The 25,550-nt window shown below is 65.2% G+C and carries 23 protein-coding genes; 13 read left to right on the top strand and 10 right to left on the bottom strand.

What is annotated here, in order from left to right; translation table 11 throughout:
- The first annotated feature begins 244 nt into the window (after positions 1-244).
- The 4 genes from OKC41_RS17145 to dhaM all read left to right on the top strand — a co-directional run bounded on the left by OKC41_RS17145 (position 245) and on the right by dhaM (position 4,260).
- Entirely contained in the window at positions 245-1,603 is a 1,359-nt protein-coding gene (locus OKC41_RS17145; RefSeq protein ID WP_010675944.1) for an NCS2 family permease, read from the top strand.
- A gap of 228 nt (positions 1,604-1,831) precedes the next feature.
- Positions 1,832-2,902: a dihydroxyacetone kinase subunit DhaK gene (dhaK, locus tag OKC41_RS17140; RefSeq protein WP_201895244.1), complete on the top strand. Its 1,071-nt coding sequence runs from the start codon at positions 1,832-1,834 to the stop codon at positions 2,900-2,902.
- 9 nt (positions 2,903-2,911) lie between these two features.
- Complete coding sequence (dhaL, locus tag OKC41_RS17135) at positions 2,912-3,541, top strand: dihydroxyacetone kinase subunit DhaL (RefSeq protein ID WP_201895243.1); 630 nt, start codon at positions 2,912-2,914, stop codon at positions 3,539-3,541.
- Between the two features lie 2 nt (positions 3,542-3,543).
- Entirely contained in the window at positions 3,544-4,260 is a 717-nt protein-coding gene (gene dhaM, locus OKC41_RS17130; protein WP_010675941.1) for a dihydroxyacetone kinase phosphoryl donor subunit DhaM, read from the top strand.
- A gap of 60 nt (positions 4,261-4,320) precedes the next feature.
- Here dhaM and dhaR read toward each other — a convergent pair whose 3' ends face one another.
- The gene (gene dhaR / locus OKC41_RS17125; RefSeq protein ID WP_270672211.1) at positions 4,321-6,222 is read right to left on the bottom strand and encodes a dihydroxyacetone kinase operon transcriptional regulator DhaR; all 1,902 of its coding nucleotides are present in this window, start codon (positions 6,220-6,222) and stop codon (positions 4,321-4,323) included.
- Between the two features lie 72 nt (positions 6,223-6,294).
- The gene (locus OKC41_RS17120) at positions 6,295-7,188 is read right to left on the bottom strand and encodes a LysR family transcriptional regulator (protein WP_151028574.1); all 894 of its coding nucleotides are present in this window, start codon (positions 7,186-7,188) and stop codon (positions 6,295-6,297) included.
- Positions 7,189-7,304: 116 nt separating this feature from the next.
- On the opposite strand from OKC41_RS17120, the gene OKC41_RS17115 reads away from it, so the two are divergent.
- From OKC41_RS17115 to OKC41_RS17100, 4 genes are all read left to right on the top strand, one after another.
- On the top strand, positions 7,305-8,357 hold the full coding sequence (locus OKC41_RS17115; protein WP_042880411.1) for an agmatine/peptidylarginine deiminase: 1,053 nt from the start codon (positions 7,305-7,307) through the stop codon (positions 8,355-8,357).
- 132 nt (positions 8,358-8,489) lie between these two features.
- Complete coding sequence (gene aguB, locus OKC41_RS17110) at positions 8,490-9,389, top strand: N-carbamoylputrescine amidase (protein WP_270672210.1); 900 nt, start codon at positions 8,490-8,492, stop codon at positions 9,387-9,389.
- Complete coding sequence (locus OKC41_RS17105; RefSeq protein WP_270672209.1) at positions 9,386-10,495, top strand: extracellular solute-binding protein; 1,110 nt, start codon at positions 9,386-9,388, stop codon at positions 10,493-10,495. Before aguB ends, OKC41_RS17105 begins: the two co-directional genes overlap by 4 nt.
- A gap of 16 nt (positions 10,496-10,511) precedes the next feature.
- Entirely contained in the window at positions 10,512-11,633 is a 1,122-nt protein-coding gene (locus OKC41_RS17100; protein WP_270672208.1) for an agmatine deiminase family protein, read from the top strand.
- A 90-nt stretch (positions 11,634-11,723) separates the two neighbouring features.
- On the opposite strand, the gene OKC41_RS17095 is transcribed toward OKC41_RS17100, so the two are convergent.
- From OKC41_RS17095 to OKC41_RS17085, 3 genes are all read right to left on the bottom strand, one after another.
- Positions 11,724-12,428, bottom strand: coding sequence for an SDR family oxidoreductase (locus tag OKC41_RS17095; protein ID WP_042864806.1), 705 nt, complete (start codon positions 12,426-12,428; stop codon positions 11,724-11,726).
- A 363-nt stretch (positions 12,429-12,791) separates the two neighbouring features.
- Entirely contained in the window at positions 12,792-13,877 is a 1,086-nt protein-coding gene (ydiK, locus tag OKC41_RS17090) for an AI-2E family transporter YdiK (RefSeq protein ID WP_042864807.1), read from the bottom strand.
- Positions 13,874-15,259 carry a phosphatase PAP2 family protein gene (locus OKC41_RS17085; RefSeq protein WP_270672207.1) on the bottom strand — a complete coding sequence of 462 codons (1,386 nt, stop codon included), beginning with the start codon at positions 15,257-15,259 and terminating at the stop codon, positions 13,874-13,876. Before OKC41_RS17085 ends, ydiK begins: the two co-directional genes overlap by 4 nt.
- A gap of 172 nt (positions 15,260-15,431) precedes the next feature.
- Between OKC41_RS17085 and OKC41_RS17080 the strand changes: the two genes are divergently transcribed.
- Positions 15,432-15,809, top strand: a complete 378-nt coding sequence (locus OKC41_RS17080) for a hypothetical protein (protein ID WP_010675931.1) — start codon at positions 15,432-15,434, stop codon at positions 15,807-15,809.
- An 80-nt stretch (positions 15,810-15,889) separates the two neighbouring features.
- Here OKC41_RS17080 and OKC41_RS17075 read toward each other — a convergent pair whose 3' ends face one another.
- Entirely contained in the window at positions 15,890-17,212 is a 1,323-nt protein-coding gene (locus tag OKC41_RS17075; protein ID WP_270672206.1) for a hypothetical protein, read from the bottom strand.
- Positions 17,213-17,431: 219 nt separating this feature from the next.
- Here OKC41_RS17075 and OKC41_RS17070 point away from each other — a divergent pair, with 219 nt between their 5' ends.
- Positions 17,432-17,749 (top strand): DUF1496 domain-containing protein, encoded by a 318-nt coding sequence (locus tag OKC41_RS17070; RefSeq protein WP_039040821.1) that lies wholly within the window; start codon positions 17,432-17,434, stop codon positions 17,747-17,749.
- Positions 17,750-18,651: 902 nt separating this feature from the next.
- Here the strand turns inward: OKC41_RS17070 and OKC41_RS17065 are convergent.
- On the bottom strand, positions 18,652-20,100 hold the full coding sequence (locus OKC41_RS17065) for a catalase (protein WP_270672205.1): 1,449 nt from the start codon (positions 20,098-20,100) through the stop codon (positions 18,652-18,654).
- Between the two features lie 152 nt (positions 20,101-20,252).
- Between OKC41_RS17065 and OKC41_RS17060 the strand changes: the two genes are divergently transcribed.
- A complete protein-coding gene (locus OKC41_RS17060; RefSeq protein WP_010675925.1) occupies positions 20,253-20,741 on the top strand; it encodes a GNAT family N-acetyltransferase in 489 nt (162 codons plus the stop codon).
- Positions 20,738-21,595, top strand: a complete 858-nt coding sequence (locus OKC41_RS17055) for a GyrI-like domain-containing protein (RefSeq protein ID WP_042016487.1) — start codon at positions 20,738-20,740, stop codon at positions 21,593-21,595. Before OKC41_RS17060 ends, OKC41_RS17055 begins: the two co-directional genes overlap by 4 nt.
- 69 nt (positions 21,596-21,664) lie before the next feature.
- On the opposite strand, the gene OKC41_RS17050 is transcribed toward OKC41_RS17055, so the two are convergent.
- Both OKC41_RS17050 and OKC41_RS17045 read right to left on the bottom strand, forming a co-directional pair.
- Complete coding sequence (locus OKC41_RS17050; RefSeq protein ID WP_039040136.1) at positions 21,665-22,564, bottom strand: DMT family transporter; 900 nt, start codon at positions 22,562-22,564, stop codon at positions 21,665-21,667.
- Positions 22,565-22,673: 109 nt separating this feature from the next.
- The gene (locus tag OKC41_RS17045; RefSeq protein ID WP_029314852.1) at positions 22,674-23,114 is read right to left on the bottom strand and encodes a DUF2214 family protein; all 441 of its coding nucleotides are present in this window, start codon (positions 23,112-23,114) and stop codon (positions 22,674-22,676) included.
- A gap of 110 nt (positions 23,115-23,224) precedes the next feature.
- On the opposite strand from OKC41_RS17045, the gene OKC41_RS17040 reads away from it, so the two are divergent.
- The gene (locus OKC41_RS17040) at positions 23,225-24,829 is read left to right on the top strand and encodes a diguanylate cyclase (protein ID WP_270672204.1); all 1,605 of its coding nucleotides are present in this window, start codon (positions 23,225-23,227) and stop codon (positions 24,827-24,829) included.
- 23 nt (positions 24,830-24,852) lie between these two features.
- Here the strand turns inward: OKC41_RS17040 and OKC41_RS17035 are convergent, their stop codons facing one another.
- Positions 24,853-25,512, bottom strand: a complete 660-nt coding sequence (locus OKC41_RS17035; RefSeq protein WP_104452156.1) for an HAD family phosphatase — start codon at positions 25,510-25,512, stop codon at positions 24,853-24,855.
- Positions 25,513-25,550 lie beyond the last annotated feature (38 nt).

Below are 25,550 nucleotides of genomic sequence, written 5' to 3'. Positions count from 1 at the left end.
GATGTGGAGCGGGTGATGTCACTTTGTAGCCGAGATTGGATAAAACTGACCTAATGTTTAATCCGATTGGTATAAGAGTGTAGAAGCTTGGGATGGGCCGCTCTCATGGAAAATGAGGCCTCCAACGAGCCCTTTTATGAAAAACTTCGGGGAAATGGGGGCTTATCCGCTGCAATCTCGTCAAATTCTTGCTATTTTGCGCGCCAGCAAGCAAACGATTTCCTTCACACTTTCAGGATGAACTATGGCAACGCAACAAACGACGGCCCGCGCCGGCAATGGCGGGTTTCTGGATTCCTATTTCTCCATCAGCCAGCGTGGCAGCACGGTGCGACAGGAGCTGCTGGCCGGGTTGACCACCTTCCTGGCGATGGTCTACAGCATCATCGTCGTGCCGAACATGCTGGGCGCAGCCGGTTTTGAGCAGGGCCCGGTGTTTGTGGCGACCTGTCTGATCGCCGCCTTCGGCTCCCTGCTGATGGGGCTCTGGGCCAAGCTGCCGATGGCCATCGGTTGTGCCATCTCTCTCACCGCCTTTACCGCCTTCAGCCTGGTGCTGGGTCAGGGGCTGAGCATTCCGGTCGCGCTTGGCGCCATCTTCCTGATGGGGGTGCTGTTCACCCTGATCAGCGTCACCGGCGTGCGCCAGTGGATCCTGGACAACCTCCCCTCCGGCATTGCCCACGGTACCGGCATCGGTATCGGCCTGTTCCTGCTGCTGATCGCCACCAACGGGGTCGGCATGGTGATTAAGAATGAAGGGGCTGGCCTGCCGGTGCAGCTTGGCGAGATCACCGCCTTCCCGGTCATCATGACGGTGCTGGGCCTGGCTGCCATCTTCGGCCTGGAGCGCCGCAAGGTGCCGGGCGGCATCCTGATGGTGATCATCGCCATCTCCATCCTCGGCCTCATCTTCGATCCGAAAGTGACCTGGCAGGGCTTCTTCGCCATGCCGAGCCTGAGTGGCGAGAATGGCTCCCTGGTGGGCAGCATGGATCTGCTGGGCGCCCTCAATCCGGTGGTGATTCCGACCGTGTTGGCGCTGGTGATGACCGCCGTGTTTGACGCCACTGGCACCATCCGTGCCGTGGCCGGTCAGGCTGGCCTCATCAACGAGCGTGGTCACATCATCAGCGGTGGCAAGGCCCTGACTGCGGACTCCGTCAGCAGCATGGTGGCGGGCGTGGTAGGTGGTGCTCCGGCAGCCGTCTACATCGAATCTGCCGCAGGGACCGCTGCCGGCGGCAAGACAGGTCTGACCGCCACCCTGGTCGGCGTGCTCTTCCTGCTGATGATCTTCCTCTCCCCGCTGAGCTATCTGGTACCGGCCTACGCCACCGCACCGGCCCTGATGTATGTGGGCCTGCTGATGCTGGGCAACGTCACCAAGCTGGACTTCAACGACTCGGTCGATGCCCTCTCCGGCATGCTGTGCGCCGTCTTCATCGTGCTCACCTGCAACATCGTCACCGGCATCATGCTCGGCTTCGTGGCCCTGGTGGTCGGCCGCCTGTTTGCCGCTGAGTGGAAGAAGCTCAACATCGGCACCGTCATCATCGCCGTGGCCCTGGTGATCTTCTACGCCGGTGGCTGGGCTATCTAATCTTCACACTATCGAGAAGGGCCCTGCGGGGCCCTTTTTCATGGCTGTGAGGCGGCTAACACTTTCCCGGATCTTCCCCATCCGCTCGTTTCAGATTGAAACGTCAGGCTTTGTTTGCTGTTTCAGATCCGAACCGAAACCCCTGTCATTTTTATCCCCCTATGGCTCGCTAGACTGGCTGCATCAACCATCTGTCCACCCGTGTGGTGGCAAGCCAAGGAGTGAGCCATGAAGAAGCTGATCAACGCTGTCGATGCCGTGGTCCGTGAACAACTGATGGGGATGGCCGCCGCCCACCCCGAGCTCAAGGTGCGAATCGAACCCCACTACATCACCCGCGCCGACGCCCCCGTGACGGGCAAGGTGGCGCTGGTCTCCGGCGGTGGTAGCGGCCACGAACCCATGCACGGTGGCCTGGTGGGCAAAGGAATGCTGGATGGTGCCTGCCCCGGCGAGATCTTCACGTCCCCGACCCCGGATCAGATGTACGAGTGCGGTCAGGCCGTCGACGGCGGCGCCGGTGTGCTGTTTCTGGTGAAGAACTACACAGGCGACGTGCTCAACTTCGAGACCGCGGTCGAGCTGCTGCACGGTGACGGGGTCAAGGTGGGCTTCGCCCTCATCGATGACGACGTGGCGGTGAAGGACAGCCTCTACACCGCTGGCCGCCGCGGGGTTGCCACGACAGTGCTGTGCGAGAAGCTGGTCGGTGCCGCCGCCGAGGCGGGCTACGATCTGGCGCGCTGCGAGGTGTTGGCCCGCCGGATCAACAACCAGAGCCGCACCATAGGCGTGGCCATGCACGCCTGCACCGTGCCTGCTGCCGGCAAACCCTCCTTCACCCTGGCTGACAACGAGGTGGAGTTCGGCGTTGGCATCCACGGCGAGCCGGGCATCGAGCGCCGTCCCTTCACCGACCTGAACGCCCTGGTGGACGACATGTTCAAGGAGCTGACCGACAACAGCCCTTATGGCCGTACCCTGCGTCACTGGGATCGTGCCTCCGGCAGCTGGCAGGAGGAGCACACCTTTATCGAGCCGCTCAATGGGGGTGACAGGGTCATCGTCCTGGTCAACAGCCTCGGCGGCACCCCCATCTCCGAGCTCTACGGCGTCTATGGTCGCCTCGCCACCCTGTGCGAAGAGGCGGGCATCCATCTGGTGCGCAACCTCATCGGCCCCTACTGTACCTCCCTCGACATGACCGGCATCTCCATCACCCTGCTCAAGGTGGATGACGAGCTGATGACCCTGTGGGATGCCCCCGTTCACACCCCGGCCCTGCGGCGCGGCTGCTGAGGAATATTCATGTTAAGCAAGCATCAGATCGTCAACTGGCTGCTCGACTGCGAGCACATCTTCACCGAGCAGCGTGACTACCTCACGGCGCTGGATACCGACATCGGCGACGGCGACCACGGCCTCAACATGCAGCGCGGCTTCGCCAAGGTGGCGGAGAAGCTGCCCGCGGTGGCGGACAAGGACATCGGCCAGGTGCTCAAAACCACCGGCATGACGTTGCTCTCCTCGGTCGGCGGCGCCAGCGGACCCCTCTACGGCACCTTCTTCATCCGGGCCGCGGCCAGCAGCGATGCCTGCCAGAGCCTGACCCTCGGCCAGCTCGGCAAGATGCTGAGCGACGGGGTGGAGGGGATCATCTCCCGCGGCCGTGCCGAGCCGGGTGACAAGACCATGTGCGACGCCTGGTGGCCCGCTCTGGCCGCCCTGCAGCAGGCTGAACAACAGGGCCTGCCGCTCCCCGAGGCGCTGGACAAGGCGGTGGCTGCCGCCGCAGCCGGCACCGAGGCCACCATCCAGATGCAGGCCCGCAAGGGGCGCGCCAGCTATCTTGGTGAGCGCAGCATCGGCCATCAGGATGCGGGGGCCACCTCGACCCTGCTGCTGCTGACCGCCCTGCGTGACAGAGCGAGGTTGTAAACATGATCGGCATCGTAGTGGTCTCTCACAGCGCCATGCTTGCGGCCGGTTTGAAAGCCCTGGCCGATCAGCTGGGCAGCCCGGCGAAGCTGTTGCTGGCGGCCGGGGTCGATGACCCCGCCCATCCCATCGGCACCGACGCCATCGCCGTGATGAGTGCGATGGAAGAGGCGGATGACGGCAGCGGGGTGCTGGTGCTGATGGACTTGGGTAGCGCCCTCCTGAGCGCCGAGACCGCCCTCGAGCTGCTGCCCCCCGAGCTGAGCGCCCGGGTGCGGCTCAGCCCCGCCCCGCTGGTCGAGGGCACTCTGGCCGCCGTGGTGGCCGCTGGCGCAGGCCTGACGCTGGACGAGGTCGCCGCCGAGGCGCTTGGCGCCCTGGGCCCGAAACAGGGAATGCTGCCTGCCAGTGCGGCGCAGGCTACCACGGAGGCAGCCCCCGTTGCCGACGACGGCTGGCTGCGCTGTGAGGTGGTGGTGGAGAATCCCCACGGCCTGCATGTGCGCCCCGCCGCCCGACTGGTCGCGGCACTCAAGCCCTTTGCCGCTGAACTCAGGCTGCAAAAGGGGGAGAAAGAGGCGAATCCCCGCAGCCTGAGCCGGCTCGCGATGCTCGATGTGCGCCAGGGGGACAGGCTCATCCTGCTGGCGCGAGGGGAGGATGCCGGGGCTGCGCTGAGCTGCTTCCAGCAACTGGCGCGAGATCGCTTCGGCGACTGAAACATTCCCCCATCCGGGCCCCGTCACGACGGGGCCCACTTTTTTTGAGGGGCGTTCTGGTCAGTGGTGGTAGTCGGCGGGATCGATGTCGAGCAGTTTGAGCCGCCGCCAGAGGGTGGTGCGGCTGATCCCGAGCTGGCGCGCCATCTGGCTGACCTGGCCCTTGCTGGCACGGGCGGCCCGCAGGATTGCCTGATGCTCCAGCTCCGCCAGGGTGAGCAGCGGCTGTCCCACCACCTCGTCCGCCAGCAGGCAATGGCCCTGGCGGATGGCGGCCGGGAGCGCCCGGGGCGGGATCTGTGCCTCACTGCAATGCAGCTGGGCGTACTCGATGGCGCTGCGCAGCTCCCCCAGGTTGCCGGGCCAGGGGTAGGCCAGCAGGCAGTCGAGGGCGTCAGGGGTGAACTGGCGCCCCGGCTCGCCCCCCTGCACCGTCAGGTGCTGGCGGATGAGGCCAGGCAGATCGGCGCTGCGTTCCCGCAGGCTCGGCAGCCAGAGTTCGCACCCTTGCAGCGCATAGAGCAGCTGGCGACCGAATTCCCCCTCCTGCACCCGCTGCTCCAGCGGGGTGCTGCTGGTCGCGATGATCCTCACCCTGAGGGGCAGGATGCGGGCGGAGTCGAAGCGCTGGATGCGCCCCGTCTTGAGCAGTTGCAGCAGGGCGGCCTGCATGGGGGCGGGCAGGCACTCCACCTGCTCCAGCACTAGCGTGCCACCGTGAGCCAGCTCGAACTTGCCTGCCCGCTCCTGCCCCGCCTCGTCGGACCCCATGAGTTCCAGCGCCATCCGCTCTCTCGGCCATGCCTGGCAGTTGAAGATGACCAGGGGGCCGGCGGCTCGCTCGCTGCCAAAGTGGATGGCCTCCGCCAGCTGGGCCTTGCCCACCTCCTCCTCCCCCCGCAGCAGGACGGGGCCCTGTCCCCTGGCCGCCTGGCGGGCGTGGCGCAGCAGTTTGCGCATGGCGCTCGACTCCCCCACCAGGGCGGAGAGCTCGGGCACCGTCTGGCGCAATTGATGAATGGCGCGCAGCCGATCGGTGGGATGGAGCAGGACGATGAAGCTGACCCCGTCCGGCCCCGGCAGGGGCTTGAGGCTCACCAGGGCGTCGATGAAGGCCTCGCCCCGGGACTCTCGCCGCTCCAGCGTCACCTCCACATGACTCAGGGGGGTCATCTCCGCGATGGCCAAACGCAGGCGCTGGGGCATCAGCAGATGGTGATCGAGGGGTTGGCCCAGGCAGACATCCGGGTCGAGTTGCAGCCGACTGGCCGCCAGGGCGTTGAGGTAGCGCAGCCGCCCCTGGGGATCCCAGGCCAGCACGCCGTCTTCCATGCCATCCAGCAGGGCATAGAGCTCGCTCAAATGGTGCTGGGACTCCTGCATCAGGCGCTCCATCTGCAGCAGATTGGCCAGCTCACGGCCGGCGCTGACGGTGAGCGCGAGATCCCCCGGCGCGGCCTCTTCCACCCGGCAGATCAGGGCCACGATCGCCACCTGGCGACCGGTGCTGTTGTAGACAGGGCTGGCACAGCAGTGCCAGGGGTGGAGACGCTGGTTGAAGTGCTGGGGGCCGCTGACGCAGAGCGGCACCCCCTCCAGGGCCGCCAGGTTGACGGCATTGGTGCCGATGCGTCCCTCGCTGAAAAACGCGCCTGGGCCAAAACCGAGTGCCGCCAGCGCCTGCAGGGTATCGGGGTGGCCGGTCCGGGCCAGCAGGCAACCGCTCTCGTCGGTGAGCAGCAGGGCGCAGGGGCGCCCCTCCATGAACTCGTAGAGATCCTCCAGCGCCATCTCGCCGGTGGTGAGCAGGTCCCGTTTGCGCTGGCGCAGGCTCTCCAGGGTCTGTCCTCTGGCGCAGTGGGGAGGATGCCAGAGGGACGCGCTGGTCTGGTGGGCACAGCGCAGCCAGGAGGCCTGCAGGTGCTCGGGCCAGGACGAGAGGGGCTGGGGAACGGATGGCATGGTCACGGCGATATCCGGCAAAAGGGAAGGGATCATTTAATCACCCTTGCCGCCCCGATTCAGTGACCGCTCTCAGAGTGTCGCGTCCTGGTCCCGGGTGACGGCCTCTGCGGCAAACTGCTGCTGGAGCCAGTGGCTCACCGCCCGGCACTGGGGGCTGCCTTCGCTCTCCTGATGGATCAGCATGTTCCAGTTCGGCCCGGCCACCCGGTGGGACGAGAGGGGCAGCAGCCACCCCTGTCGGCGTGCGTCGCGAGAGAGCAGCTCGCTCGCCAGCGCCACCCCGAGCCCGGCGCTGGCCGCATCCTGCAACAAGCCGGGATCGGAGAAGTTGAGCCCCTGGGTCTGCAGGTGCAGATCGTCGCCGCCCTTGAGGGTCCAGTGGTGCCAGTCCATCTCCCGCTCCCCGTGCAGGGTGGTGCGCTCCTGCGCGGGCTGTGCCAGCACGGCCGGGCTCGCCACCGGCAGCAGCCGATCCGCCAGCAGCGGCTGATGGCGGCATTCCGCCTGGGGAGCCAGCCCCCAGCGCAGCGAAATGTCGATGGTCTGTTCGGCCATGTTCGGCGTGTCGTCGCTGGTGAACAGCCAGAGATCGATGCCCGGATGCTGGGTGTGAAGGTCGGCCAGCCGGGGCAGCAGCCAGAGGCGGGCGATGGCGGTACTGGTGTTGAGCACCAGCTGGTTCGGCTTGCGGTACTGCTCGAGGCGCTGTATTCCCACCGCCAGTTGCAGCAGCACCTGCTGGGTCGTCTCCAGCAGATCCTGGCCCGCGTCGGTCAGGGCGACGGAACGTCCCTGGCGGTGAAACAGAGGCTGGCCAAGCAGCTCCTCCAGCGAGCGGATCTGCTGACTGATGGCAGACTGGGTGAGGTGCAGCTCCTGGGCCGCCTGATGAAAGCTGCCGAGCCTGGCCGCCGCCTCGAAGCCGCGCAGCACGTTGAGAGGGGGCCAGTGTTTGAACATCATTGATTAGCTCCGCTTATCACTTTTATCGAAAATCGATCGTTTGTTACCCATCAACGGGGAGAATAGTCTATTCCCATCGTCAATAACCTTAATAGTACCTAATCAGAGAGGCTGAGATGCGCGAGCAGGGAATGAGGGCTGTGGGCTGGTTCATGCCAGCGGAGTGGTGCCGGCACGCGGCGACCTGGATGGTCTGGCCGCACAACAAGGCGCTGTGGGAAAACGGCTGGGGCGTAACCCTGCCCCAGGTCCAGCAGGACTTCGCCCGGGTGGTCAATGCCATCGCCCGCTTCGAACCGGTGAACCTGGTGGTGGATCCCGCCGCACAGGCCGAGGCTCGCGCCCTGTGCGGCGACGGGGTGCGCTTCATTCCCCTGCCGGTGGATGACAGCTGGTGCCGTGACTCCGGCCCCACCTTCATCTGCCATCCCGAGCTTGGCACCGCAGGGATCAGCTGGCGTTTCAACGCCTGGGGCGGCAAGTCGGCCCACGGTCTGGATGAGGGGCTGGCGCGACGCGTTCTCAACAGCCTGGAGCTGGAGTGCATCGGCAGCTTCCTCGCCAACGAAGGGGGCGCCATCCATGTGGATGGGGAGGGCACCCTGATAACCACGGAGTCGGTGCTGCTCAACAGCAACCGCAATCCCGGCATGACCAAAGTGGAGATCGAACGGATCTTCAGCCGCCTGCTCGGCATCGAGAAGACTATCTGGCTGCCGGGGGATCCGGACCACGTCACCGGCGACATGACGGACGGTCATGTGGACGGGGTCTGCGCCTTCAGCCGCCCCGGCCACCTGCTGGTGGACGCCACCCTGGACGGGCACTCCACCTATGGCCGCGTGGTGCGGGAGAACCGCCGAGCCCTGGCCCTGGCCACCGATGCGAGAGGTCGCTCCTTCGAGTGCCTCGAGCTGTTCGAGGCGAGCGAGGCGGTGGATGCCGAGGCGGAGGTGTTCTGCGCCTCCTACACCAACTTCTACATCGCCAACGGCGCCATCATCATGCCCGCCTACGGCGTAGGCGCGGACGAGGCGGCTGGGGAAGTGCTGAGGCGCGCCTTCCCGAACAGGCAGCTGGTGCCGGTGCGCATCAACCAGTTGGCCCACGGCGGGGGCGGCATTCACTGCATCACCCAGCAGCAGCCGGCCTGGCCGGTGCAGGGGTAAGTGTTTGGAGCGGCCTCGTCAGGCGTCTGCGAGGCCTCATGACGGGATCAGGGAGGAGAGATTCATGAACAAGGTCGTCGCAACCATGCAGTTTGCCTGTCAGGGGGAACGCGTGTCAGGGAGGGTATCCGGATGAGCAAGATCGTCGTCGCCACCACACAATTCGCTTGCAGCTGGGAGCTGGAGCGCAATCTGGACACAGCGGAGAGCCTGGTACGGGACGCCGCCGCCAGGGGGGCCAACCTGGTGCTGTTGCAGGAGCTCTTCGCCACCCCCTATTTCTGCATCGAGCAATACCACGGCCATCTGGCGCTGGCGGAGCCGTTCGAGCAGAGCCGGGTGCTGCGCCGCTTCTCGGCCCTGGCGCGGGAGCTGGGGGTGGTGTTGCCCATCAGCTGGTTCGAGCGCGCGGGCAACGCCTGCTTCAACTCCCTGGCGATGGCGGATGCGGATGGTCGCCTGCTCGGGGTCTATCGCAAGACCCATATCCCGAACGCCATCGGCTATCAGGAGAAGGAGTATTTCAGCCCGGGGGATACGGGGTTTCGGGTCTGGGACACGGCCGCCGGCCGCATCGGGGTCGGCATCTGCTGGGATCAGTGGTTCCCGGAGGCGGCCCGCGCCATGGCGCTGCAGGGGGCCGAGCTGCTGCTCTATCCCACCGCCATCGGCTCGGAGCCGGGGGCAGAGGGGCACGATTCCCGGGATCACTGGCAGCTGACCCAGCGCGGCCATGCCGCCGCCAACATCATGCCGGTGATCGCCGCCAACCGGGTGGGCCACGAGGTGGCGACCCGGGATCCCGAGTTGCAGATGCGCTTCTATGGCTCCTCCTTCATCACGGATCACAAGGGGGCCCTGCTGGCCGAGGCGGACAGGGATACCCCGGGCGTGCTGGTGCGGGAGCTGGATCTCGCCGCCATGGCCGAGGAGCGGCTGACCTGGGGCATCTACCGGGATCGCCGCCCCGAGATGTATGGCGCCTTGCTGAGCCTGGATGGGCAGGGCCAGCGGGGAGGGCGTCCATCATGAGCGCCTTGACCAAGATAGCCACAGCACTGGCCCTGCTGCTGAGTCTGGGGGCCCAGGCCGCAGAAGGGGCGGGGGAGGCGACAGAGGAGAAGGTGCTGCGCCTCTACAACTGGTCCGATTATTTCGCCCCCGATACCCTGAGCGAATTCACCCGGGAGACCGGGATCCGGGTCATCTACGACGTGATGGACAGCAGCGAGACCCTGGAGGCCAAGCTGATGGCGGGTCGCAGCGGGTATGACCTCATCTTCCCGGGGGACACGGTGGCGGAGCGGCTGATGCGGGCGGGCAGCCTGCAGCCCCTCGACAAGGGCAAGCTGCAACACCTGGGGGACATAGACCCCGGCCTGGCGCGGTTGCAGCAGGCCTATCCCCATGCGAAGGAGGCCGTGGTGCCCTACACCTGGGGCACCATAGGGCTCACCTACAATGCGGACGCTATCAAGCAGAGGATGCCGGATGCCCCGGTCAGCAGCCTGGACATGCTGTTCAAGCCCGAGCTGGCGGCGAAATTTGCAGATTGCGGCATCTCGGTCATCGACTCCCCGGACGAGGTGCTGGCGGTGGTGCTGCACTATCTTGGGCGGGATCCCCGCAGCGGCAAGGCGGACGATCTGGAGGCGGCCCTGGCCCTGCTCAAGGGGATCAAGCCCTATATCCGCAAGTTCCAGTCCCAGCCGGTGACCCAGCTGGTGAATGGGGATCTCTGTCTCTCCCTGGGCTACAGCGGTGACATGACCCAGGCCAGGCGCGCCGCCGCCGAGGCGGGCAAGCGGGTCGACTTCGAATACCGATTGCCGAAGGAGGGGAGCACTATCTGGATGGACACCATGGCGATCCCGGCGGATGCCCCCCATCCTGACTATGCCTATGCCTTTATCAACTTCGTGATGCGCCCGGCCAACATGGCGGCCATCACCAACAGCACCGGCTATCCGACTGCCAGTGCCAAGGCCAGACCCATGGTGGATGCCACCATGACGGCCAACCCGGATATCTACCTGGACGAGGCCAGCTACCAGCGGCTCATTCCGGGTCAGGATATAGCACAATCCCAGATGCGTGCCCGCATGCGAGCCTGGACTCGCTTCAAGAGCAGCCTCTGAACCCAGGAGTAGAACGATGTTTTCCCGACGCCACGTATTGAAACAACTGGTCGCCCTCGGCGCCATTGCCGGGTTTGGCAGCCTGCCCGGTGCCCGCGCGGCCTTCGCCGCCGGCGAACCCGGCGCCGCTGCTCGCTACCACATGCCGGAGGAGTCCTCCCCCCAGGCCCTGGTGTGGGTGGCCTTCGGGGCCACCAGCGAGATCTGGGGTCGCCACTACAAGGAGGTGCAGGCCACCATAGGGCGGCTGGTGCAGGCCATGGTGCCCTACACCCGGGTCAACGTGCTCTGCCACGAGGATGACGAGGCGCTGGCGCGCCAGTTATGCGGCGAGCGCAACACCCACTTCGTCCACGCCGAGATGGATGACATCTGGCTGCGGGATACCGGCGGCGTCTTCGTGCAGGACGAGCAGGGAGGGCTCGGGCTGGTGGACTTCAACTTCAACGGCTGGGGTGACAAGCAGGAGCACAGCCATGACGCCAGGGTCGCCGCCCTGGTGGGCCGGCAGACCGATGCCTATTACCTGCAGAGCGAGCTCATCGGTGAGGGGGGCGGCATCGAGGTGGATGGCAACGGCACCGCCATCATGACCGAGAGCAGCTGGATCAACAGCAACCGCAACCCCGGCCTCACCAAGGCGCAGGTGGAGGCGGAGCTCAAGGCCAACCTGGGGCTGCGCAAGATCATCTGGCTGCCGGGGATCAAGGGCCGTGACATCACGGATGCCCACGTGGACTTCTACGCCCGCTTCGTGCGCCCCGGGGTGGTGGCGATCAACATGGACAACGATCCCGACTCCTACGACTACAAGGTGACCCGCCAGCACCTCGCCATCCTGCAGCAGGCGACGGACGCCGACGGCAACAAGCTGGAGCTGCATCAGCTACCGCCGCCCCTGGGCGGGCGGGACAACAAGTTCAGCCGCAGCCCGGACTTTGCCGCCGGTTACATCAACTACCTGCCCATCAACGGCGCCGTCATCGCTCCCCAGTTCGGGGATGCCAGGGCCGACCGCCATTGCCGGGATCTGCTGGCCAGCCTCTATCCGGGGCGCAAGATAGTGCAGATAGACATAGACCCGGTGGCGGCCGGGGGCGGCGGCATCCACTGCATCACCCTCCATCAACCTGCCTGATCTTACGCGCAGGCCGCCTCTGGCGGTGTGACGCAGAACAAGGGGCGCCTCGGCGCCCCTTGTCCTTGCTGGCGTTCCATGGCGCCTCGCTCAGATCCCCGTCATGCCGATCTCGTCGAGCTGGACGTGAGGGGGTTGGCGCAGGGTATAGAGCACGGCCTCGGCCAGATCCTCCACCTGCAGCCAGCCGGGCTTGCGATCGCCCGGACAGGCCGGGGGCGGCACCTGCACCAGCCCGGGACAGAGGGTGTGGACCCGGATGCCCTGGTGCTGCACCTCTTCCCGCAGTGCCCGGGCGAACCCCAGGACCGCAAACTTGGCGGCGCAGTAGACACTGGCCCTGGCATAGCCGTGCCTGGCGGCCTGGGAGGCGATGTTGATGACGGTGCCGTGGCGGTTTGCCAGCATGTCCGGCAGGCAGGCCCGGGTCAGCAGGAAGGTGCCCTTGGCACAGGTATCCATCACCCTGTCCCACTCCGATTCCGGCAGATCCTGCACCAGGTGGTCGCTGCCGACCCCGCTGTTGTTGATGAGCAGATCGACGGGGCCGAGCCGCTCCCGGATCCGGGCATGGCCGTCCCGCACCTGATCGCCGTCGCACACATCCAGCGCCAGTGCCATGACTCGCACCCCGTATCGTGCCTCCAGTCTGGCCGCTTCCTGCTCCAGCAGCCCCAGGCGGCGGGAAGCCAGGATCAGCTCCACCCCCTGGCTGGCCAGGGCCTCGGCGATGGCCAGTCCGATGCCGCTGGCGCCGCCGCTGATGAGGGCCCGTGTTGCTCTCAGTTCGTTCATCTTGTGTTCTCCTCCAATGGTGCAGGCATTGTGGCGGGCGCCTTCGGCAGGGAACAGGGGAGGGGAAGGAGTGATTCGAACCCTGGTTCGTGTTTTGGCGTTCCGGTTCGAACTTTGGTTCTAAACGCCGCGACCAGCCGTTGGCTCGATTAGCCGTAAGGGGTAATCGGATGTTCGCGTAAATCAATTCTCCCCTATAACAGCCATCCATATTTCCCTGCTGCAGATGCCGCTGATTCATGGACACACCGGACAGCGGCATCTCGATCGTCCAATTACACTTCGCTCATCGAACCTGCATGGGACGGTAATAAACAAAAGAGCCGCCCTGGGCGGCTCTTTGCATCGGGGATGAATGAATCGTCACGGCGCCTTGGGCGGTTCCACCAGAGCGGTCGCCGGTTGGTCATCTTCCTTGATCCAGGCATCCAGCAGGGTGTAGCCCACCGCCAGCACCACGGGGCCGATGAAGAGACCGATGATCCCCAGTGCCAGCAGGCCGCCGATGACCCCCACCAGAATGAGGATGAGGGGCAGGTCGGCCCCGCGCTTGATAAGGAAGGGGCGCAGGAAATTGTCCATGGTGCCCGCCAGCAGGGACCAGACCAGCAGGAAGGTGCCCCAGGTGGTGTCCCCGCTCCAGTAGAGGTAGCCGACGCTGGCCAGCAGCACCGGGAAGGGGCCTATCTGGGCGACGATCAGCAGGAACATCAGCACCACCAGCACCATGACATAGGGAATGCCGGCGATGAGCAGGCCCAGGCCCGCCACCGAGGATTGCACCAGGGCGGTCACCACCACCCCCATGGCGACGGCACGGATGGCCTGGGAGGCGAGCACCACCGCATTGTCACCGCGCTGGCCCGCCAGACGGTGGGCGAAGCGGCGAATGCCTTCTGCCGCCTTCTCTCCCGAGTGGTAGAGCAGGCCGCAGATGGCCACGGTCAGCAGGAAGTGGACGAACAGCAGGCCGAGGTTGCCCGCCTGGGCCGCCAGCCAGCGGGCGGTCTGGCCGAAGTAGGGGGCCAGCTTGGTGAACAGCACCTGGCCGCCGCTCGCGAGGATCTGCTGCCAGAACTCATAGAGCTTGTCGCCCACCAGGGGCACTTGCTGCAACCAGAGCAGCTCGGGGGGCGGGGATTGGCTGAGCTCGGTGCCCAGCTCGATGAGCATGGGGGCCTTCTCCGCCACGTTGGCCAGCGTCATGAAGAGGGGAATGACGAAGATGAGCAGCAAGATGCTGGTCATCAGCAAGGCCGCCAGGGTGCGCTTGCCCCACAGCAGGCGCTGGGCCATCTGCATCAGGGGCCAGGTGGCGATGGTGATCATGGTCGACCACACCAGGGCGGGCAGGAAGGGGCGCAAGACCATGAAGCACGAGATGATGAGCAGGCTGAGGAACAGCAAGCCCAGGGTGATCTTGGCCAAATCCACTTTTTTCATGTTCATAGGGTTTCCCTGTCAGGGCATCCGCCCCTGGGTCTAGAGTCTTGTTTCAAGAGAGATAGTATCCACCAGAGGCCAGCGCTCAACCAGAGCCCCAGCCCGAAAAAGAGCACAAACTGACCAAGCAGGATAGCGATCGAACTACTGGTCAATAGCGGCAATGCCCACGCGCCCGCCACCATCAGCAGCATGCCCGCCAGCACCACGGCGCCGGTCAGCCACCGGGAATAACCGTCGCGCACCAGCGTAGCCCTTCCCCCGAGCCAGAGGCCCAGCGCCGCCAGCCCGATCCCGGCCAGATGGGCCGACTGGCTCAGGCCAGCGCAGACCAGTGCGACAGCGATCAGCAATCCCCAGGTGGATGAACGCTGATCCAGCCGCCAGTAGGGGCGAACCGCCAGCAGCAAGGCGCCAATCAGCAGGCCAACCGCCACATCGGAGATAAAGTGCACCCCGAGCCAGACCCGCGCCAGACCGGTGGTCAGCGCCAGCAACAGTGCCAGCGAGTAGGCCAGCCCGCGCCGGGCAGGCCAGAGCCAGCCAAGCAGCGCGCCCCAGAACAGCAAGGCCGAGGCGGTGTGACCGCTCGGCATGCCAAAGCCCTGGGCACTGTGAGTCGCCAGTTCAGGTTGCAGATGGAAGGGGCGCGGCCAGCCGATCCCCTCCTTGCTCGCCTGCACCAGCAGCCCGAGCCAGAGCATGGCAAAGAGCAGCTGGCGCAGCCGCGGCCACCCCAGCAGCGGGAGCAGCAAAGGTATCAGGGCAAGCTGAAAGCCGCCTGAACCAAACAGATTGCTGACCGACAGCCACCAGACATCGGCCCCCAGCCACTGTTGCAGGCGCATCATCAGCGGGATCTCGGCCTGATGCAGCGCATTGCCCTGCGCCACGAAATCGGCCTGCCAGCGCACCTCGCTCTCGGGCAGCTCGCCAAGCCGGGCTTGCAGCCAGTCGAGCTGCGCCGGGAAGCGACGCTGGTCAGGGGGCAGGTCGGCGGCCGCGATCAGCCTGGCATTCAGGATCTCGCCACCGAGATCCGGGGCCTGGAGCAGGGAGACAAACCCCGTCCCTCGCTGGACCCGCAGGGGCTCCAGGGTCTGGCAGGCGAACACCCTGGCCCGTTGCCAGCGCCCCAGCTCGCCGGTGACGCGACCCTGCAGGCCGGTCTCCTCGAACAGCTCGCGCAGGGCCGCCTGCTCCGGGGTCTCCCCCCTGTCGATGTAACCGCCGCTCAGGCTGTAGCGCGAGGAGAGCCTGTCCTGCACCAGCAGGATCCCTTGCTGGTGGCGGATCACGCAGGCGGCCGCAGAGGGAGGGGATTCGGCGCGGGAGGCGGGCAGGGCACCGCCCAGCAACAGCAGCAGGCAGAAGACGACTCGAAACATGATGACACCCAGGGGCAAGGAGTGGGGACAAGGGTCACAGAAATCAGACGGTCGGGCAATGGCTTGCAGGGGGCACCGACCCTGTGGGGGACGCAAGGATTGCCGTCTGCGCGGGCAGTCCCTAGTATTGGCGGCTATTGTTCTTCTCATTCACTACATTGTGGGGCTCTTCATGCGACAGTTCGGTTTCTTTCTGGGGATTGCCATCGGCGTCATCCTGATACTGTTTGGCAGCATCGTCATCTTCCAGGCCCTGCCTGCGGCGCTGGACGTGCTGGAGATGCCGAGCCGGATCCCCTTCGTGCGCGAGGTGTACACCTGGCTGATGAGCAGCGCCAACGGGCTCACCGCCCAACTGGAGCAGAACTTCCTGGAGGCCTTCCAGACGGTGCTCAAGCTGATCCTGCTCATCACCTTCATGTGGGTCTGCGTCAAGCTGGTCAACATGGGGGTGCTGATCATCCGGGCCGGCGTCGACCTTATCCGCACCGCCATCGAGCACAGCGAAGAGAAGGGTGCCAAGCCCACCGAGCAGGACCGCCATTTCTGATCTTCCCCTGCCACGGGTCAGATAAACAACAGGCCATCATGTGATGGCCTGTTTTTATGGTGGCATGACGCTTAAATAAGTCAGTTAAGCAGTTTTTCCAGCTCCGCTTCGGCATCCGCCCTGGCCTGATCGCTCAGGGTGCCGGAGGTCGCTTCCCGCTTCTCGCCCTGTTGCTGTACCGCCTTTTCGGCTTGCTGCTGCGCCGTGGTTGCGGCACTGATGGTGGTGGCGCTGCTGGCAGCTTGCTTGGCGCTGCTGGCAGCTTGCTTGGCGCTGTCGCTCACTGCCTTGGCGGCTTGCTGCTGCGCTGTAGTGGTGGCGCTGCTGACGGCCTGCTTGGCGCTGTCGCTTACCGCCTTGGCGGCTTGCTGCTGCGCCGTGGTTGCGGCACTGATAGTGGCTGCGCTGCTGGCGGCCTGCTTGGCGCTGTCGCTCACCGCCTTGGCGGCTTGCTGCTGCACTGTGGTGGCGGCACTGATGGTGGTGGCGCTGCTGGCAGCTTGCTTGGCGCTGTCGCTCACTGCCTTGGCGGCTTGTTGCTGCGCCGTGGTTGCGGCACGGATGGTCGCTGCGCCGCTGGCGGCCTGCTTGGCGCTGTCACTCACCGCCTTGGTCGTTTGCTGCTGCGCCGTGGTGGCGGCACTGATGGTCGCTGCGCTGCTGGCGGCCTGCTTGGCGCTGTCGCTCACCGCCTTGGCGGTTTGCTGCTGCGCCGTGGTTGCGGCACTGATGGTGGCTGCGCTGCTGGCGGCCTGTTTGGCCGAGTCGCTCGCCGCCTTGGCGGCTTGTTGCTGCACCGTGGTGGCGGCACTGCCGATCACCTGTTTGGTGGAGTCGGACAGGGCCTTGCTGGCGCTCTGTTGCAGGCCCCCCATCATGGTGCCCAGCAGAGAACTGCCCGCGCCCGTGAGCCCCTGACCGGCACCGGTCAGGGCCGTGGCGGCCGGGGTGGCCTGGGACTGCCAGCCCTGCATGGCGCTGGGCCAGGTCGGGGTGGCGGCCGTCAGGTTTTCCCCGAAGACCTGGGTCGCCCCGTCACCTTTTTGCACCATGACGGCGAGCTGGTTGGTGTCGGCGTTCCAGACCATGCCGGCCTGTTTGGCCACGTCCGGCACGGGGGCGTAGCGGGAGACCACGTAAAAGAGTGGCCCCTCCTGTTGCAGCTCGTCGGCGGTCTTGAGCAGCTGCATGGTGCTCTCGTAGTTGGGCCCCAGCATGGCGGTCATTCTGTCCTTGATCAGCGGCTGCTCGAACAGGTTGGCCTCGTTCGGATCGAAACCGACCAGCGGCTTGAGCAGGGCCCACATCAGCTGGCTGGTGGGGCTCATCATCAGCAGGGGGGCGACACAGGCGGACAACATCAGGCTCAGGCAGGCAGCCTTGAGCAACGGCATGATACGCATTGACAACATATCCAGTTAATTATCTGATTATTAAGGGTTATTCATTACCGCATCCCGGCGATGCCGGTGGGGGCCCACGGCAGAACCCTGACAGGCCTTGGCGGGCGCAGGCAGGCTATCATATTGCTTCCGGAATGCCAGATGAGCTGACATTTATTGGTCAAGTCGAGGGCTCTGCTGGTCGCTTTACACTTTCACTCCCCCGTGACAGGAATTCCCATGATCCGTTGTGCAGGTTGTCTGCTGGCCCTTGGCTGGCTCTTCCCCGCGTTGGCCGCCCCGGCGTCCAACACCCTCAGCCACTCGGTGGGCACCGAGCTGGTGCTGCCCCTTGGTTCGCTGCCCGAGCGGGTGTGCTGGTATCAGGATCAGAAATACTCCCAGGGGGCCCGTATCCAGCAGGGGGAGCTCTGGCTGGAGTGCGCGCCGCAACAGGCGATGGAGACCAATGGCCCCCTGATCTGGCGAGAGGTGACGACGCCGTCACAGAGTGGTGAACCGGAGGGCAACCAGCGGACGATCCGGGTGGGCCAGTGAGCCTTTTCTTGATCCAGCTACAGACACGGGCGTGATCTCTATCGCATAATGCGGCTCTTTCTTCTCTTGACTGGGATCTAAGCAATGGCTCGTCGCTCTTCCAATGCACAACGTCGTCGCAGTAGCTGGTGGTACAAACGCTTGTTGGCAAGGGAGCGGGAAGAGCGCGAAGCGCGTTCCGTCCGGGATTGATACCGCATTGAACAACGGAGCCTCGGGCTCCGTTTTTATTAGTGACTAAACGTGCATTACCGCAGGCAGGTTTATTACCAGAGGTGGACAATGGTGCCGCTCTGCCAGTGCACAACGTCGTTGCCGCCGTGAGCTGGCGGTACAAACCCTTGTTGGCAAAGGAGCGGGAAGCGCGCGAGGGCGCAGTGTCCGGGATGGATACGGCATGGAAGAACGGAGCCTCGGGCTCCGTTTTTATTGGTGAATATAAGTGCATTACCACAGGCAGGTTTATTACCACAGGTGGATAATGATGCCGCTCTGCCAGTGCACAACGTCGTTGCCGTCGTGAGCTGGTGGTACAAACCCTTGTTGGCAAGGGTCGGGAAGCGCGCGAGGGCGCAGCGGCCGGGATGGATACCGCATTGAAAAACGGAGCCTCTGGCTCCGTTTTTATGGGTGACTAAAAGTGCATTACCGTAGGCAGGTTTATTACCACAGGTGGATAATGATGCCGCTCTGCCAGTGCACAACGTCGTTGCCGTCGTGAGCTGGCGGTACAAACCCTTGTTGGCAAGGGAGGGAAGCGCGCGAGGGCGCAGCGTCCGGGATGGATACGGCATGGAAAGACGGAGCCTCGGGCTCCGTTTTTCATTCATCAAAGACCGTCATGCGAGAACGGGGGCCATCAGGCCCCCGTTTTGCTTTTGCAGAGGTTGGCTGCCTGCGACTCAGCGCTGCAGGGCGGCCAGGGCCAGCTCGACCCGGTTGGCGTACTCGGGGTCGGCCTGCTCGAAGTGCCTGAGCTGGGCCGCGACGATGGCGTCATCCTCCACATTGATGAGGGAGCGGGCCAGGTTGGCGGCGAGGCGGGCACGCTGCCCCTCGTCCATCAGGCGGAAGAGATCCCCCGGCTGGCTGTAGTAGTCGCTGTCGTAGTCGCGAAAATCGTAGTGCAGGGCAGCCCCTTCCAGACTCAGGGCCGGTTCGTGCTGCTCGCTCGGCTGCTGGGTGCCGAAGCGGTTCGGTTGGTAGTTGGGGCTGGCGCCACCGTTGCTGTCCGCCCGCATGGCGCCGTCGCGGTGGGCGCCGTGGTGGAACGGGCAGCGCGGGGCGTTCACCGGCAGCAGGCCGTGGTTGACGCCGAGGCGATAGCGCTGGGTGTCACCGTAGGAGAAGAGCCGCCCCTGCAACATGCGATCCGGCGAGAAGCCGATGCCGGGCACCACGTTGGCCGGGGTGAAGGCGGCCTGCTCCACGTGGGCGAAGTAGTTGTCCGGGTTCTGGTTGAGCTCCAGCACGCCGACCGGGATGAGCGGGTAGTCCTTGTGGGGCCACACCTTGGTGAGATCGAACGGGTGGATCGAGTAGGTCTGGGCCTCGGCCTCTGGCATCACCTGCACATAGACCTTCCAGCGCGGGAAGTCCCCCCGCTCGATGGCGTTGAACAGATCTGCCTGGCTGGTCTCTCTGTCCTGACCGACGGCGGTGGCCGCCTCTTCATCGGTGTAGAAGCGGTGGCCCTGCTCGGTCTTGAAGTGGAACTTGACCCAGAAGCGCTCGTTGGCCGAGTTGATGAAGCTGAAGGTGTGGCTGCCGTAGCCGTTCATCTCCCGCAGGCTCCTGGGGATGCCGCGATCACTGAACAGTATGGTGACCTGGTGCAGGGATTCCGGGTGGCGGGACCAGAAGTCCCAGGCGGCGGTGGCGCTGCGCAGGTTGGTGCGGGGATCCCGCTTCTGGGTGTGGATGAAGTCGGGGAATTTCAGGGGATCGCGAATGAAGAACACCGGGGTGTTGTTGCCCACCAGATCCCAGTTGCCCTGCTCGGTGTAGAACTTCAGGGCGAAGCCGCGCACGTCGCGCTCTGCGTCGGCGGCCCCCTTCTCGCCCGCCACTGTGGAGAAGCGCAGGAACACCGGGGTCTGCTTGCCGACGACGTTGAACAGGTCGGCCTTGCTGAAGGCGCTGATGTCGTGAGTCACGGTGAAGGTGCCGTAGGCGCCCGAGCCCTTGGCGTGCACCACCCGCTCGGGAATGCGCTCGCGGTCGAAGTGGGCGAGTTTCTCCATCAACCAGATGTCTTGCATCAGGACGGGGCCGCGGGGGCCGGCGGTGAGGCTGTTGTTGTTGTCGACGACGGGGGCGCCGTTGGCGCTGCGCAGGGTCTTGTCGGTCATGGCGGGTCTCCTTGTGATGAGTCGCCAGACTAGGTGAAGTGGGGGAGCGGCTCCAATGGAGTGTGCCTAACCCTTTGATTGGTTTCGCTGATGGGGGGGGAAACAGACGCCAGCCTTGCGGCAAGATGGGATTCAGCCAATCAGGAGGTCTCATGTCCATCACCATTCGCCGCGCCGGGCCGGAAGATGCCGCCGCCCTGCGGGATCTTCACGCCATGCCCCATGCCCAGGCGGGCACCCTGCAACTTCCCTTCCCCTCCCTGCAGCAGTGGGAGCAGAAGCTGACCCCGCGGGATGGCATCTACAGCCTGCTGGCGGAGTGGGAGGGGGAGGTGGCGGGCGCGCTGGTCCTGATGGTGGAGCCGGCCCCCCGTCGCCGCCACGTGGCGAGCATCGGCATGGCGGTACACGATGACTGGGCCGGGCGCGGGGTGGGCACCGCCCTGATGCAGGCTGCGCTGGATCTGGCGGACAACTGGCTCGGCTTGACGCGGGTGGAGCTGACGGTCTGGGCCGACAATCAGGCAGCCCTGGCCCTCTATCGCAAGGCGGGCTTTGTGGAGGAGGGCGTTGCCCGGGATTACGGCCTGCGTCATGGGGTGCTGGTGGATGCCCTCTACATGGCCAGGGTGCGCCGATGATCGACTATCGCGAGCGCCTGACGCCGGTGCTGCGGGCACTGGAGCAGGATCCGGATCTCTCCATCGAGGCGCTGGCGAGTCGCGCCTGCCTCTCCCTCTACCATTTCCACCGGGTGTTCACCGCTGTGGTGGGGGAGGCCCCCGGCGAGATGTGCCGCCGCCTGCGGATGCAGCGGGCGGCCTGGCAGCTCTGCTACACCGATGCCAGCGTCACCGCCATCGCCCTGGGGGCGGGGCTTGGCAGCTCCCAGGCTTTCGCCAAGGCGTTTCGTCGTCACTATGGTTGCACCCCGGGGGCGTTTCGCCGCGACAAGGGCAAGAATGGACACCTGGATCGCAAGGAAGGACACGCATGGCAAGGGGCACTCCCTTATGCTGAAGGCCACTCATCAGCAAGGAGCAACACCATGAACACCGTCGAGATGGACGCCCGCACCCTGGCCTATATCCGCGTGACCGGCCCCTATGGCGAAGGGTATGACGCCGTCTGCCATCGCCTTCACCAGTGGGCCGCGCCCCGTGGCCTGGAAGGGGGAGAGTGGATCTTCATCTACCACGACAACCCCGAGGTGACGCCGCCGGCCCAGTGCCGCACCGACATCGGCATCAGCGTACCGGTGGGGACCCTGGGGGCGGGGGAGGTGGAAATTCAGCTCATCCCCGCCGGGCGCTACGCCCAGTCCCGCTATCTCATCACGGATCGCAGCCAGTACGGGGAGCGCTGGCAGGAGCACATTGGCGATATCGTCGCGGCCGGGCTCGCCTTTGGGGACGGCCCCTGCTTCGAGCTCTATCACAGCGTGAGCAATGACCCCCTGCGCGATGACGTGAGCTTCTGCTCCAGCGTGCGCTAGGCAGGCGGCAATAAAACGAGGCGCCCAAGGGCGCCTCGTTTAATTTGGGGTCCATGACCACCGCAGATATCAGGGCTGGCTGGGCACCTTGTTGCGGCGGGACTTCCACCACCAGCGAAGCCGGATCTGGGAGATGAGCATCCCCGCCAGCATCAGGGCGCAGCCGACCACGGCCCGTTCGTCCAGATGTTCCCCCAGCAGCAGGACACCGCCGATGGCGGCGAACACCGTCTCAAGGCTGAGGATGATGGCGGCGTGGGCCGGATGGGCACCGCGCTGCCCCACCACCTGCAGGGTATAGCCGATGCCGACCGAGACCAGACCGGCGTAGAGCAGCGCCTGCCATCCCGCCACGGCACCACTCGCCGTCGGGGTCTCGATGATGAAGGCCGTGGCCAGGCTGAGCAGGCCGCACACCACGAACTGCACCCCGGCAAGACGAATGGGGGCGACCCGGTTCGAGTAGTGATCCAGCACCAGCAGGTGCACGGCCCAGAACAGGGCCCCGATCACTTGCAGCAGATCGCCGTAGCCGATGGTGAACTCCTCGGTGACGCTGAGGTAGTAGAGCCCGGCCATGGCGATGAGGGCGCCTACCCAGGTGTTGGCCCCGGTCTTGTGGCGCAGGGCCAGGCCGATGACGGGGACCAGGATGATGTAGAGGCCGGTGATGAAGCCCGCCTTGGCGGCCGTGGTGTAGAGCAGCCCCACCTGTTGCAGGGAGGCGGCGGAGAAGAGCACGGTGCCGGCGATGAGGCCCCCGGTCAGCAGCAGGCGGTGATCACCGGCAGGCTGGGGCGGCTGGCGTGACTTGAGCCACCACAAGAGCGGCAGCAGGGAGAGGGCGCCCAGCAGGAAGCGCAGGCCGTTGAAGGTGAAGGGCCCCATGTGATCCATCCCCAGACGCTGGGCGACGAAGCCCAGCCCCCAGATGGCGGCGGCCATCAATAACATCATGTTTGAACGCATACGGAATCATCCCTGAGAAAGAGTCTCGGCGGCACTCGGGCCCCGCCATTACGATACCTGCGAGAAGGGGCGTTTGTCGTCAGCCATTTGTTGCCGGGCGAGGGCAGGATCAGCGGCTGGCCAGCTTGGCGAGCAGGGGCAGCAGGGCGAGCAGCAGCAGGTTGCCCCTAAGGATCCAGATCACCCAGAACTGCTGCTGGGTGGAGACAAGGGGAGCCCGTCCCTGGCGCAAGGATCGGCGCCAGTGGTGGAACAGCCGGCTGGGGTAGCCAAAGCTGATGGCCATGGCGAAGAACATCAGCAGCTTGGTGCGGTAACCCGGATTGGCAAACAGGATGGCCGGTGGCTGGGGATGGGCGACCACCAGCAGCACGCCCGTGATGAAGATGAGCAGCAGGGCCAGGGCGGCCAGGCTGTCAGCCAGCAGCAGCTTGCGCACCTGCTCGATGGACATGCCGCGCCGGAACAGGAAATACTCCGAGGTGATGGCACCGGTCAGGGTGATCACGGCGCAGTAATGGAGGGCAGTCAGCAGTTCCGGTTTCAACATCCAGGCCAGTTCCTTCTCGTTGGCCACCTGATGCGCTTCCCTTTGGACGCCATCAGGTGGGGCTGATATTCTGACACTACACGATGTCAGGGGATAGCATGGAGTCAGGGTTGGATAAGCGAGCAGTCTCCAAAAAGACCTGGTCCCTGGTGGCACGGATGCGCCTGGGCCTGCTTCTGCTCTTCATTCCCGTCCTGATGCTGGGCGCCATCTACTACCTGCACATGGAGCGCAGCCTGCAGCGAGAGCTGCAACAGCGCCTGCTCGCCACCAATCACCAGTTGCGCCACGTCTTCATCGAGCCCTACCTGAACGAGATGGAGCGTCAGTTCTCCCTCATCTACGACCAGATCAAGGTGGAGGACATCAGCGGCCCCCGTCTGCGCAACACCGACTCCTATCTCAGGGAGTGGCGCCTCTACAAGGGGGTGATGGCGGATCTCATCTACATCTATGTGGGCACCGCCGAACGCCAGATGCTGATCTACCCCGAATGGCAGGCGGATGCGGACTTCGATCCCAGGGTGCGCCCCTGGTATCAGCTGGCCAGCCAGCATGTGGGCAAGATGGTCTGGACCGAACCCTACTACGACTACACCAACGGCACGCTGGTGATCGCCCTGGCGCGGGCCATCACCGACAAGGAGGGCAAGGTGCGGGGGGTCTTCGCGGTGGATGCAATCCTGGCCCCCTTCTCCGCCCAGCTGAACCGGCAGTGGAACAGCGGTTACCAGATGATCGTCAACCAGTCGGGCAAGGTGCTGGCCCACCCCGATCCCTCACAACTGCTCAAGCCCATGACCCACCCGACCTGGCTCTCCCGCTTCAGCGGGGAGGACGGCATCTTCCTGGATCAGGCGTCTCGCCAGTTCGTGGCCTACAGCCGCCTGCCGGACCACAACTGGGTGCTGATCAGCGTGTTGCCCGCCTCCAGCATCCAGGCGGTGGTGGCGAGCGCCTCCCTCAACGTGCTCGGGATCATCGTGCTGGCCAGCGTGCTCTACATGGTGCTGGCACTGATCTGGTCCCGTTATTTCAGGCGGATGCTGGACGAGATCTCCACCGTGATCCGGGCCAGCCGGACCCAGCCTGACGAGGTGCACCAGGGGGGGATGCGCGAGCTCAGGCACGTCTATGCCGAGCTGGCGGAGGTGAGCAAGGATTATCACGAGGTGCGCCAGCAGGCGAACCTCGACAAGCTGACCGGCCTTTACAACCGGCGCTTCTTCGACGAGCGGTTGAATCGGCTGCTGCTCGATCAGGACCGCTTCTGCCTGGCCATGATCGATCTGGACGGTTTCAAGCGGATCAATGACACCTATGGTCACCAGACCGGGGACGTGGTGCTCAAGCGGGTGGCCAGCTTTGGCGCCAAGCTGCTGGGGGATCATGGCTGGGTATGCCGCTATGGCGGGGAAGAGCTGGTGGTGCTGTTCGCCAATCCGGATATCCACTTCTGCCAGATGCTGCTGGAGCAGTACAGGATGGGGGTGGCCTCCCTGCACTGGCGTGAACCCGGTCTTGGGATCACCTTCAGCGGCGGCCTGGTGGCGAGTGCCCCCGGGCTTGGGGCCAGGAGCCTGCTGACCATGGTCGATGCCGAGGTCTATCGCGCCAAGGGTGACGGCAAGAATCGCATCTACATGGTGGATCCCCTGGCTCCCCGGGACGACTCGCCCTCAGGGGATGGCATGTTGAGCAAAGAAGAGGCCTGAGGGCCTCTTCTTCATTGCGCGGATCAAGGGTGCAACTGCCAGGTCCAGAGGGGCCAGCCCAGCTCCTCGGCGCACTGGCGCAGGGCGGGGGCCGGATTGACCGCATGGGGATGGCTCACCGCCTGCAGCATGGGCAGATCGTTGTGGGAATCGCTGTAGCCAAAGCTCCCCTGCCAGAGGTGTTCCTTTCCGGCAAAGAGCTGGTTGATGCGGGCCACCTTGCCTTCGCGAAAACTCAGGGTGCCGCGGGTCTGGCCGGTCAGCATGCCGGCTTCCTCGTCGAGCAGGATGGCCACGCAGTGATCCATCCCCAGCATCTGCGCCATGGGGGCCACCAGATGCTCGCCGGAGGCGGAGATGAGCACCAGCTCGTCGCCACGCTGGCGGTGCCACTCGATGCGGGCCAGCCCCTCGGGGTAGAGACGCTCCCGCAGCACCTGTTCGGCAAAGCGGGTGCAGAGGGAGTCGAGCCACTGGCGCGTCCTGCCTGCCAGCGGTTGCAGGGTGAAGGCCATGTACTGGTGCATGTCCATCTTGCCCTGATGGTAGAGGGACATCATGGCCTGCTCCTCGGCCACCATGCCCGCCGGGGCCAGCTCCTGGGCCACCATGTACTCCAGCCAGAGGCTGGCGGAATCCCCCGCTATCAGGGTCTCGTCCAGATCAAACAGTGCCAGGGCCATGGCTGCTCCTCGGGTTGGCTGCCAGCATCGGGGTACTG

This window comes from Aeromonas sp. QDB17 (assembly GCF_027705305.1).
Classification (GTDB): domain Bacteria; phylum Pseudomonadota; class Gammaproteobacteria; order Enterobacterales; family Aeromonadaceae; genus Aeromonas; species Aeromonas caviae.
This window is presented reverse-complemented; position numbering and strand designations above follow the sequence as displayed.

What these genes read in the sequence shown, in the direction of transcription:
- OKC41_RS17060 (WP_010675925.1), top strand. Translation starts at nt 20,253, where the DNA reads ATGTCCATCACCATTCGCCGCGCCGGGCCGGAAGATGCCGCCGCCCTG.
- OKC41_RS17055 (WP_042016487.1), top strand. Translation starts at nt 20,738, where the DNA reads ATGATCGACTATCGCGAGCGCCTGACGCCGGTGCTGCGGGCACTGGAG.
- dhaM (WP_010675941.1), top strand. Translation starts at nt 3,544, where the DNA reads ATGATCGGCATCGTAGTGGTCTCTCACAGCGCCATGCTTGCGGCCGGT.
- OKC41_RS17075 (WP_270672206.1), bottom strand. Translation starts at nt 17,212, where the DNA reads ATGCGTATCATGCCGTTGCTCAAGGCTGCCTGCCTGAGCCTGATGTTG.
- dhaL (WP_201895243.1), top strand. Translation starts at nt 2,912, where the DNA reads ATGTTAAGCAAGCATCAGATCGTCAACTGGCTGCTCGACTGCGAGCAC.
- OKC41_RS17035 (WP_104452156.1), bottom strand. Translation starts at nt 25,512, where the DNA reads ATGGCCCTGGCACTGTTTGATCTGGACGAGACCCTGATAGCGGGGGAT.
- OKC41_RS17085 (WP_270672207.1), bottom strand. Translation starts at nt 15,259, where the DNA reads ATGTTTCGAGTCGTCTTCTGCCTGCTGCTGTTGCTGGGCGGTGCCCTG.
- dhaK (WP_201895244.1), top strand. Translation starts at nt 1,832, where the DNA reads ATGAAGAAGCTGATCAACGCTGTCGATGCCGTGGTCCGTGAACAACTG.
- OKC41_RS17115 (WP_042880411.1), top strand. Translation starts at nt 7,305, where the DNA reads ATGCGCGAGCAGGGAATGAGGGCTGTGGGCTGGTTCATGCCAGCGGAG.
- dhaR (WP_270672211.1), bottom strand. Translation starts at nt 6,222, where the DNA reads ATGCCATCCGTTCCCCAGCCCCTCTCGTCCTGGCCCGAGCACCTGCAG.
- OKC41_RS17120 (WP_151028574.1), bottom strand. Translation starts at nt 7,188, where the DNA reads ATGATGTTCAAACACTGGCCCCCTCTCAACGTGCTGCGCGGCTTCGAG.
- OKC41_RS17100 (WP_270672208.1), top strand. Translation starts at nt 10,512, where the DNA reads ATGTTTTCCCGACGCCACGTATTGAAACAACTGGTCGCCCTCGGCGCC.
- OKC41_RS17105 (WP_270672209.1), top strand. Translation starts at nt 9,386, where the DNA reads ATGAGCGCCTTGACCAAGATAGCCACAGCACTGGCCCTGCTGCTGAGT.
- OKC41_RS17065 (WP_270672205.1), bottom strand. Translation starts at nt 20,100, where the DNA reads ATGACCGACAAGACCCTGCGCAGCGCCAACGGCGCCCCCGTCGTCGAC.
- OKC41_RS17045 (WP_029314852.1), bottom strand. Translation starts at nt 23,114, where the DNA reads ATGTTGAAACCGGAACTGCTGACTGCCCTCCATTACTGCGCCGTGATC.
- OKC41_RS17070 (WP_039040821.1), top strand. Translation starts at nt 17,432, where the DNA reads ATGATCCGTTGTGCAGGTTGTCTGCTGGCCCTTGGCTGGCTCTTCCCC.
- ydiK (WP_042864807.1), bottom strand. Translation starts at nt 13,877, where the DNA reads ATGAACATGAAAAAAGTGGATTTGGCCAAGATCACCCTGGGCTTGCTG.
- aguB (WP_270672210.1), top strand. Translation starts at nt 8,490, where the DNA reads ATGAGCAAGATCGTCGTCGCCACCACACAATTCGCTTGCAGCTGGGAG.
- OKC41_RS17145 (WP_010675944.1), top strand. Translation starts at nt 245, where the DNA reads ATGGCAACGCAACAAACGACGGCCCGCGCCGGCAATGGCGGGTTTCTG.
- OKC41_RS17095 (WP_042864806.1), bottom strand. Translation starts at nt 12,428, where the DNA reads ATGAACGAACTGAGAGCAACACGGGCCCTCATCAGCGGCGGCGCCAGC.
- OKC41_RS17080 (WP_010675931.1), top strand. Translation starts at nt 15,432, where the DNA reads ATGCGACAGTTCGGTTTCTTTCTGGGGATTGCCATCGGCGTCATCCTG.
- OKC41_RS17050 (WP_039040136.1), bottom strand. Translation starts at nt 22,564, where the DNA reads ATGCGTTCAAACATGATGTTATTGATGGCCGCCGCCATCTGGGGGCTG.